The following is a 9,009-nucleotide window of genomic DNA, read 5'->3' as shown; positions in this document are numbered from 1 at the left end:
CTCGAAACCATAAATTCGGACTATTGGCCGTCATTCGCGGCCGGGCGATGCCATGACCAAATCGAGCAAAAACGGAATGGGGGTGGTCCGGATGGCGCACGCGCGCGTGCAGCCGCCAGCCCATCTGACGCCGGAGCAGGCGGCCGAATGGGTGACGATCGTCGATTCGCTGCCGGCCGACTATTTTCGGCCGGGCGACGTGCCGCTACTCGCCGCGTATGTCGTGGCGGCCGTGTTTACAAGCGCGCCGCCGCGGATATCGAGGCGCGCGGGATGACGTTTGTCGGCGACAACGGCCGCGAGTACGTCAACCCGTCGCACCAGATGCTCACGTCGCAGGCGTCGGCGATGGCCCAGATGGCGGTCAAATTGCGGCTGTGCCCCTCGGCGCGCACGTCTGACCGTGTCGCGGCCACGAAAACGGCGAAGGGTGGCGGCCCGGCTCGGCCCTGGGAGTCTGTCGGTTGAGACGTGGCGACCTGTCCGCACGGGCCAGGCGCAATGCGGACTGGATCGAGCAACACCTGAGAGTCCCGGAGGGCCGGCTGGTTGGCCGGCCGGTCAAACTGTCGCCCGAGCAGTTACGGTGGCTCGAGGAGATTTACGGGTCGCCGACGCGTCGGATGATCCTGTCGTTCCCGCGGAAGAACGCCAAAACGACGACGGCCGCGTTTTTGGTTTTGTTGCACCTGTGCGGTCCTGAGGCGCTGCCGAACTCGCAGTTGTACTCGGCTGCGCGGTCACGCGATCAAGCATCGGTGCTGTTTGACCTGGCGCTGAAAATGATCCGGCTGTCACCGGATCTCGATCACTACCTGACGGTTCGCGACACGGTCAAAGAAATCGTCTGCACGGAGCTCGGCTCAGAGTACAAGGCACTTTCGGCCGACGCGAAAACCAAATACGGGCTGTCGCCTGCGCTCGTCGTGCACGATGAGCTCGGGCAGGTTGTCGGCCCGCGCGACGAACTGTACGACGCGCTCGAAACGGCGTGCGCGGCGCAGGAATCGCCGTTGACGGTCATCATCAGCACGCAGGCGCCCAGCGATGGCGATCTGCTGTCGATGCTGATCGATGATGCGATGACGGGCGCGGACCCGGAGAGCAAGTGCATCCTGTACGCGGTCCCGGAGGACGCGGACCCGTTTGATATGGACGTCTTGTCTTGTGCTCAGCCGAACTGGCACCTGATGAATCAGGCTGAGGTGCGCCGCATGGCCGACGAGGCCAAGCGGATGAAAAGCAAGGAGGCGGCGTTCCGCAACCTCATTGCGAATCAGCGTGTGGCCGCCGATGCGCTGCTGGTGTCGCGGTCCGCGTGGGTTGCGTGCGGCGGCGCCGTGCCGGACTACGCGGGCGAACCGTGCTGGGTCGGCCTGGATCTGTCGGCGCGATCGGACCTGACTGCGATGGTGCAGGTTTGGCAGGCCGACGATGTGTGGTGCGCGCGCCCCTTTGTCTGGGCGCCGGAGCAGGGCTTGTACGAGCGCGCGAGGCGCGACCGCGCAGCCTACGACGTTTGGGCGCGCGACGGTGCGCTATTTTTGACGCGCGGCGCGTCGATCGACTACGACGACATCGCGCGGTTTTGCGCGGACGAGTGTGGCGATTGGGACGTACAGCGCGTCGCGTTTGACCGCTGGCGCATCGACGTGTTCCGGGCCTCGCTCGAGCGCGTCGGTCTCGATCACTGGATCGAGCGGTTGCACCCGCACGGGCAGGGGTATCGCGACATGACGCCGGCAATCGATGCGTTCGAGGCTGTCTTGCTCAATGGGTCGCTGCGGCACGGGATGCACCCCGCGCTGACGGCCGCAGCAGCGTCGGCGATCGCGGAGTCCGACCACACGGGCGGGCGGCGCCTGACGAAATCCAGAGCGACCGGGCGCATTGACGCGCTGGTCGCATTGGTGATGGCGATTGGGGTTGCTGCTGGCGCGCAAGAGGCCGGGCAAATCCACGATGGCGAGGTGTTTTTCGTATGACGATCAGCCCGGCGACTGTTTACAACGCCACGCAAACGCTCAGCCTGGCAGCGATCATTGCGGGCGCCGCGATGATCTGGGGCGGCGCGTTTGCGTTGCTGATCGGCGGGGCGTGGGCGTCGGCGATGAGCGTCGTCACGCTCGCTGTCGTGCGGCGCGCCTGATGTTTGTCACAGCGGGCATGCTGTCGGCCGAACGGCCGAGCGCCGACGACGATTTTTGGTATCAGCCGGTCGGCGCGGTGTCGGCCAGCGGCGCGCGAGTCGGGCCGGACAGCGCGATGCGACTATCGGTCGTGCTGGCGTGCGTGCGGATATTGTCGGAGGCGGTGGCCAAAGTCCCCTTCGGACTCATGAGGGGGGTTGCACAGCAGGCACGCGGTCATCCGCTGGACCGGGTGTTGCGCCGACGTCCGAACGACTGGCAATCGCCGTTTGAACTGCGCGAGATGTTGCAGGCGCATTTGTGCCTGCGGTCCAACGCCTACGCGCAGATTGTCTACGGCCAGGCCGGGGAGATCCTGGCGCTGGTCCCGCTGCACCCGGACCGGATCAAGATCGAGCAGGTATCCGACTTCGACGTGCGGTATCTGGTGACAGATTGGCGCGGGCAAGAGCGCGCGCTTGCCAGTTCGGAGGTATTCCATCTCCGCGCGTTGTCGATGGATGGGTTTTCGGGTCTGTCGGTCGTCGACGCGATGCGCGATCCGATCGGCAATGCGCTGGTTGCGCAGGACTACGCCGGGCGGTTCCTGCGCAACGGCGCGCGGCACGCTGGCATGTGGGTCGAGGTGCCCGGGCAGTTCAAGGACGCGTCGGCGCACGCCGAATTCCAACAGCGATTCCGATCCGGCTTGTCTGGTGGGAGCGCGTACAGCACGCCGGTGTTGGATCGCGGGATGAAACTGCACGAGCTCGGGATGACAAACGAGGACGCGCAGTTTTTGGAGTCGCGCAAGTATTCCGACGCCGATCTCTGCCGGATGTTTCTGGTCCCTCCGCACCTGGTCGGAATACTGGACCGGGCAACGTTTGCAAACATCGAGCAGCAGTCGCACGATTTTTACAATTCGGTGGTGATGGCGCTGTTTCGGCGGTGGGAGGAGGCTGTCGAAACGCAACTGCTGCTCGACGTCGAGGCCGAGGATTTGCGAGCGGAGTTTGACGTGCGGCAACTGCTGCGCGGCGACTCGCAGGCGCGGTCGAACTACTACCACGCGGCAATTGCAGACGGCTGGATGACGCGCAACGAGGTGCGCCTTGCCGAGAGCATGGAACCTCTCGATGGGCTCGATGAGCCGCTGGCTCCGCTGAACATGGGGCGCACGCAGCCGAGCGGGAAACCCGAGCCGCAGCCCCCGGGGCAGAATCCGGCGCCGCGCCGCGCCGCGGCGATGATGCTCGCGGCGGCAGATCGTGCAGTCACGCGCGAGTGCAACGGGGTCGAGCGCGCAATGGCGAAATCCTCCTCGGCCGAGCGGATCGTCGAGTTTTACGAGGCGCATGCGCCGTGGTTGGCGAAGGTGCTATCGGTTGATCAATCGACAGCCGATCGCGTGTGCGCCGCGCGGTTTGATGAGCTCCACGCGTCCGAAGGGACGCGCTGGCAACACTGGCCGACTGGCGGGCGCTCGGCGGCGCAGAAATTTTGAGGATCGCAGACGATGAATAGGCTGATGGCGGCGTTGCTGTCGCAAGTGTGGGCGATGGATGCCGGCGCGCTCGATCGCGTCGTCGCGGTCCTCGCGCGTCATGCGGCCGGGGTGGTGCTCGACCCATCGCAGATCGATGCGGCGATTGCCGAGCCCAAAGCGGCGGCGGCCGAGCGGCACAACACCGTTGCGCCGGGGTCGGTCGCCGTGATTCCCGTCTGGGGGGTCGTCGCTCACCGCGCGCGGATGGTGCAGTCTGTCAGCGGCCCATCGGGTACGTCGTCCGAGATCGTGATGCGGCAATTCCGGGCGGCGCTTGCAGACCCCAACGTCGCGGCGATCCTCCTGGACGTCGATTCGCCCGGCGGGTCGGTCATGGGCACGCCGGAGCTGGCGGACGCCATCCTGCACGCTCGCGGGCAAAAGCCGATCGTCGCGCACGCAAATGCGCTGATGTCGTCGGCGGCGTACTGGATCGCATCGGCTGCCGATGAGATCGTCGCCTCGCCATCGGCGATGGTCGGATCGATCGGCGTGCTCGCGGTGCATGCGGACACGTCGGCAGCGGACGCGGCTGCGGGCATCAAATACAGCATCGTCCACTATGGGCGGCACAAAGCGGAGGGCGCGTCCGTCGCCCCGTTGTCCGACGAGGCGCGGGCGACGCTGCAGGAGCAAGTCGACCACTACGGGGCTGTCATGACAGCATCGATTGCCAAGGGCCGCGGGGTCGGCGTCGACGTGGTGCGCGGCGAGCAGTACGGCGAGGGCCGGGCATTTGTCGCTCGCGAGGCGATGTCGCGCGGGATGGTCGATCGCATCGAGCCGCTCGACGCCACGCTCGATCGGCTGCAAAACGCACGCAAGCGGTCGCATGTCGGCCGCAACGCAAACGCTCTCCGTTTGGCGTCGGCGTGATCGCGCGGCCGATGCTGCCGGCAGACTGACCAATCTGATCTGTGATCTGAATGAGGACATGGACATGAACAAGCGACTTCGCGGGCTCCTGGCCCGCAAAGCGGCGCACGTCGCCGCGGCCGAGAAGATCAACGCGGCCGCATCGGATGCGGATCGCGATCTGACGGCCGACGAACAAGCAGCGTTCGACGCCGAGATGGCCGCGATCGCGGCGCTCGGTCCCCAGATCGAGCGCGAGCAGGTGCTGATGGAGGCGGCCGCGTCCGTCGCCGGTGTGCCGCTCGAGGTGCGCGACGGTGCGCGCATCGAGGTCGTCGAGCGCGCCGCCGAGGCGAACGGCGGATTCCGCCACTTCGGCGAATTCGCGGCGTCCGTGTATCGCGCCGCGACAAACCCCGGGGTGGGCATCGATCAACGCCTGATGGCCGCTGCGCCGTCACGTACGCCAACGAGGGCGCGGGCGCCGATGGCGGATACGCGGTGCCGCCCGAGTTCGCGCGCGAGATCATGTCGCTGGCGCTCGAGGGCGATTCGCTCGTCCCGCTGACGGACAACACGCCGGTGTCGGGCAATGCGATGACGTTCCCGAGCGACGAGACGACCCCGTGGGGGTCGTCGGGGGTGCGGGCGTACTGGGTCGGAGAGGCCGGGGCCCCGACGCTGACCAAACCCGTGCTCGACATGGCGACGCTGCGTCTGCGCAAGCTGGTCGCGTTTTGCCCGGCGACCGACGAGCTGCTGGCAGACTCGACCGCGATGGCGGCGTACCTCTCGCGCAAGATGGGCGAGGCGATCCGCTGGAAGGCCAACGACGCCATCTTGGCGGGCGACGGCGTTGCGAAGCCCAAGGGCATTTTCAACGCCGACGCGCTGGTGAGTGTCGCCAAAGAGGGTAGCCAGACTGCGGCGACCGTCAACTCGGCCAACGTCGCCAAAATGCTGGCACGGCTGCCGGTGTACGCGATGGCGCGCGCCCGCTGGGTCATGCATCAGTCGGTCCTCCCGCAGCTCATCACGATGACGATCGGGGATCAGCCGATCTGGACGCCCCCGAACGAAGGCATCAAGGGCGCGCCCGGTGGTCTGCTGCTCGGCCGGCCGGTCCTCTACTCGGAGTCGTGCGCGACGCTGGGTACCGTCAACGACATCGCGCTGGTCGATTTCGGCTCGTACCGCACCATCACCAAGTCTGGCGCGGTCGCGATCGAGATGGCGCAGTCGATGCATTTCTACTTCGACGTCGGCGCGCAAGCGTTTCGGGCGACGTTCCGACGCGACGGCGCGCCGGCCGTCGGCTCGGCGATCGGGCGCAAAAACGGCAGCGACACGCTGTCGCCGTTCGTGGTCCTCGCGACCCGTTCGTAATCAATAGGAGTTCGCAACATGATGAAAATGAGCGAAGCGGTCTACGTGGTCGGCAATATCGACCCGGACGCATACGCGGCGTCCACCGTCACGTCTGGCTGGGTCGATGCGTCGGATTTCGATCAGTACATGGCGATCGTGCAAGCTGGCGATCTCGGGTCGAGCGCCACCCTGGACGCCAAGATCGAAGGGGCCACCGACTCCGGCGGGACCGGCGCGGCCGACGTCACCAGTCTGGCGATCACGCAGTTGACGCAGGCCGGCACCGACAGCAACAAGCAGGTCGTGATCAACATCGACCCGGCCGCGCTATCGGCGCAGTCGTTCACCCACTTCCGGCTGTCGATGACGGTCGCGACGGCGACAAGCGATTGCGGGGGCATCGTCCTCGCGATGGGCAAGCGGTCGACCGCATCCGTGGATGCGACGACCGTGGATGAGATCGTCGGCTGACGATGAGGGCGGGCGGGGAAACCCGCTCGCCCGCCATCCATGAACTATCAGGTTACGACTGCGGTCGCGAGCGAGGTGTTATCGCTGGCGACCGCGAAGGCGCACTTGCGTGTCGAAACGGCATTTACCGATGACGATACGCTGATCACGGCGTTGATCTCAGTCGCACGCGATGAGGCCGAGCTGATCACCCAGCGCGCGATCGGCGCGCAAACGATCACGCTGCGTGCATCGTCGTTTGCCGGACTGGAATTGCGGCACCCGCCGATTACGGCGGTGACATCGATCACGTATGCCGACGAAAACGGCGACTCGCAGACGCTCTCGACGTCGGTCTACTACGTCGACTATGCGAGCGAGGTCGCCCGCGTGCGACTTAAGGACGGCCAGGTATGGCCGCAACTGCACGCGCAGGGCGATACCGTGCAGGTTGTCTACACGGCCGGCTACACGGCCGGCAACGTACCTCCGCTGATCAAACAGTGGATGCTGCTGCGCATCGGATCGTTGTACGAGACCCGGGAGGCCGATAGCGATCGACCGCCCGTGCCGACAGAATTTGTCGTGCGGCTGCTCGATCGCTATCGGGTGCTCGCGCCATGATGGCGGGCAAACTCGATCAGCGGATCACGATCCAGGACAAAAGCGTGTCGCGAACTGCGATGGGAGATGAGCAGATCACATGGACTGACGTCGAGACCGTCTGGGCGTCGGCCGAGCCGCTATCTGGCCGCGAGTACATTGCAGCGCGGCAGGCGCAGGCAGACATCACGATCAGGTTTCGCATGCGCTATCGGTCGTGGATGACGCCGACGCATCGGATCCTGTGGCGCGACAAACCGTACGGCGTAGTCGAGGTGATCGGCATCGGTACGCGGCGCGCGGACCTCGAAATCCTGGCGTTTGGGGACGCAGCGACATGAGCGTCACGGTCTACGAGGTGCGCACCAACCTGCCGGATTTCCGCCGCCAGATGGACGAGATCGGCCCAAAGGTCGGCCGGCGCGTATTGCGATTCGCGGTGGCCGGTGCGGCGCGGGTATTCCGCGACGCGGGGCGAGCGCGAGCGCCAATGCGGCAGGCTTCGGGGCGCAGTGGCAGGGTGTTCGCGAGTCGGTACGGTGATCGGATGCCCGGGTTGCTCAAGAGATCGATCATCGTCGTGCGCAATCGGCGCGAATCAGGCAGGACAACCGAAACCTACACGACCACTGTCCGCACGGGCGACCCGCCGACCAAGGGCGGGGCGTCGCGCGATGCGTATTACTGGCGCTGGGTCGAGGCTGGCCATGGCAAACGCCAGCCTGGCGGACGGCTGACTGGCGGGGCTCGCACCAGGTCGGCAGCTCGCGCGGCATTGCGCCGCGGAGGGGAGTTTGTCGAGGGGCGCTGGTACATGCGGTCGGCGTTTGCGCAGGCCGGCAATCGCGCCCTTGCAGAGTTCTACCGCCGCGCCGAAGCCAAGTTCCGCGAGACCAAATTGTGAGCGCCGAATCGGTCGCGTACGCCACGCTCAAGGCGGCGTCGGCGGTGACGGCGCTCGTCGGTAGCGGGGACGCGGCGCGCATCTATCCGGATGTCGTTCCGCAGGAATTCGCGCTGCCCGCGGTCTCGTTCCAGCGGGTAGCGACGGAGGCGGTCAACACGATCCATTCGACGCTGCTGGCGACGCGGGTGACGCTCGACGTGTGGTGCATGGACGAGCAGCGGTACGCGGCCGAGACGCTGGCAGACGCGGCGCAGGCCGCGCTCGTTGCTGCCCACTTTACGTTGACCAATCGTCGCGCCGAGCTCGACTACGAGGCGGGTATCTGGATCGCCGTCTGCACCTTTGACTACTGGGTCATCTAGAGGAGTCCCAAACTCATGGCAACTGTCACCACGTGGACCGGCGTATCGGTCTCCATCCAATCGGCGCTCGCGACCGCGGTCACGATCAGCGGCATCACCAAGGCGGACCCGGGCGTTGTGACGCACGCCTCCGGCGCGCAGTCGGACGGGGCGTTTATCGTCCTGGACGTCGAGGGGATGACGCAACTCGATGGGCGCGTGTTCCGCGTCGACAACCCGACGTCGACCACGCTGGGCTCGAGGACGAAACACGACCTACTCGACGTTTTCGTCAGGGTCGTTTCAGGCAATCACGTTCCGGGACGTCACTCACGACGGCGACCGGGCTGACGGCCAGTGGGGCGAGCCCAATTTCATCGACGTGACGACGATCCACGACACGATCAGCAAGCAGGTGCCGGGCAACACGTCGGCCGCGACGTACTCGTTCGAGTCCATCTGGGACGTAAGCGACGCCGGCCTGCTGGCGCTGCAAGCCGCGTCGAATGCGCAGTCGCCGCGCGCGGTGAAATTTACATTCCGCAACGGGCAGATCATGGTGTTCAACGGCTACGTGTCCGCGACGCTGCTGCCGATCGGCAACGCCGGCGACAAGGTCACGACGAGCGTGACGATCACCATGTTCGGCTTGCCGACGGTCTACGCGAGCTGATCGCATGGCGCTGAAGCGAGGCGAAATCAAAGCACCGCGGCTCCCGAAAGAGGCGGTCGAGGTGGCGTCGCTGGGCGGCGAGGTCATCGTGCGCGCGTTGACGCTGACCGAGCGCCTGGCGCTCGGGCGCGACG

Annotated in this window: 13 protein-coding genes; all 13 read left to right on the top strand. The window is 66.2% G+C overall.

Features of this window, described 5'->3' with window-relative positions:
• Positions 1–147 precede the first annotated feature (147 nt).
• The 13 genes from IPH07_24790 to IPH07_24730 all read left to right on the top strand — a co-directional run bounded on the left by IPH07_24790 (position 148) and on the right by IPH07_24730 (position 8,875).
• Entirely contained in the window at positions 148–468 is a 321-nt protein-coding gene (locus IPH07_24790) for a P27 family phage terminase small subunit (GenBank protein ID MBK6920642.1), read from the top strand.
• Positions 450–1,985, top strand: coding sequence for a terminase (locus IPH07_24785; GenBank protein MBK6920641.1), 1,536 nt, complete (start codon positions 450–452; stop codon positions 1,983–1,985). Before IPH07_24790 ends, IPH07_24785 begins: the two co-directional genes overlap by 19 nt.
• Positions 1,982–2,149, top strand: coding sequence for a hypothetical protein (locus IPH07_24780; GenBank protein MBK6920640.1), 168 nt, complete (start codon positions 1,982–1,984; stop codon positions 2,147–2,149). Before IPH07_24785 ends, IPH07_24780 begins: the two co-directional genes overlap by 4 nt.
• 17 nt (positions 2,150–2,166) lie before the next feature.
• A complete protein-coding gene (locus IPH07_24775; GenBank protein ID MBK6920639.1) occupies positions 2,167–3,636 on the top strand; it encodes a phage portal protein in 1,470 nt (489 codons plus the stop codon).
• Positions 3,637–3,660: 24 nt separating this feature from the next.
• Positions 3,661–4,554 carry a S49 family peptidase gene (locus tag IPH07_24770; protein MBK6920638.1) on the top strand — a complete coding sequence of 298 codons (894 nt, stop codon included), beginning with the start codon at positions 3,661–3,663 and terminating at the stop codon, positions 4,552–4,554.
• A 141-nt stretch (positions 4,555–4,695) separates the two neighbouring features.
• Positions 4,696–5,919: a phage major capsid protein gene (locus IPH07_24765; protein ID MBK6920637.1), complete on the top strand. Its 1,224-nt coding sequence runs from the start codon at positions 4,696–4,698 to the stop codon at positions 5,917–5,919.
• An 18-nt stretch (positions 5,920–5,937) separates the two neighbouring features.
• Entirely contained in the window at positions 5,938–6,372 is a 435-nt protein-coding gene (locus IPH07_24760) for a hypothetical protein (GenBank protein MBK6920636.1), read from the top strand.
• Between the two features lie 39 nt (positions 6,373–6,411).
• Positions 6,412–6,975 (top strand): phage head-tail connector protein, encoded by a 564-nt coding sequence (locus IPH07_24755; GenBank protein ID MBK6920635.1) that lies wholly within the window; start codon positions 6,412–6,414, stop codon positions 6,973–6,975.
• Positions 6,972–7,295, top strand: coding sequence for a phage head closure protein (locus tag IPH07_24750; GenBank protein MBK6920634.1), 324 nt, complete (start codon positions 6,972–6,974; stop codon positions 7,293–7,295). Before IPH07_24755 ends, IPH07_24750 begins: the two co-directional genes overlap by 4 nt.
• Positions 7,292–7,858, top strand: coding sequence for an HK97 gp10 family phage protein (locus IPH07_24745; protein ID MBK6920633.1), 567 nt, complete (start codon positions 7,292–7,294; stop codon positions 7,856–7,858). The genes IPH07_24750 and IPH07_24745 overlap by 4 nt, the downstream gene beginning before the upstream one ends.
• Positions 7,855–8,223, top strand: coding sequence for a DUF3168 domain-containing protein (locus IPH07_24740; GenBank protein ID MBK6920632.1), 369 nt, complete (start codon positions 7,855–7,857; stop codon positions 8,221–8,223). The genes IPH07_24745 and IPH07_24740 overlap by 4 nt, the downstream gene beginning before the upstream one ends.
• 15 nt (positions 8,224–8,238) lie before the next feature.
• A complete protein-coding gene (locus IPH07_24735; GenBank protein MBK6920631.1) occupies positions 8,239–8,553 on the top strand; it encodes a hypothetical protein in 315 nt (104 codons plus the stop codon).
• Positions 8,554–8,584: 31 nt separating this feature from the next.
• Positions 8,585–8,875 (top strand): hypothetical protein, encoded by a 291-nt coding sequence (locus IPH07_24730; protein MBK6920630.1) that lies wholly within the window; start codon positions 8,585–8,587, stop codon positions 8,873–8,875.
• Positions 8,876–9,009: the final 134 nt, after the last annotated feature.

It is taken from the genome of Deltaproteobacteria bacterium, from assembly GCA_016709225.1.
GTDB classification, from domain to species: Bacteria; Myxococcota_A; Polyangia; order Nannocystales; family Nannocystaceae; genus Xiheibacterium; species Xiheibacterium phototrophicum.
Note: the sequence above shows the minus strand (reverse complement) of the source record. Positions and strands in the feature narration are given on the sequence as shown.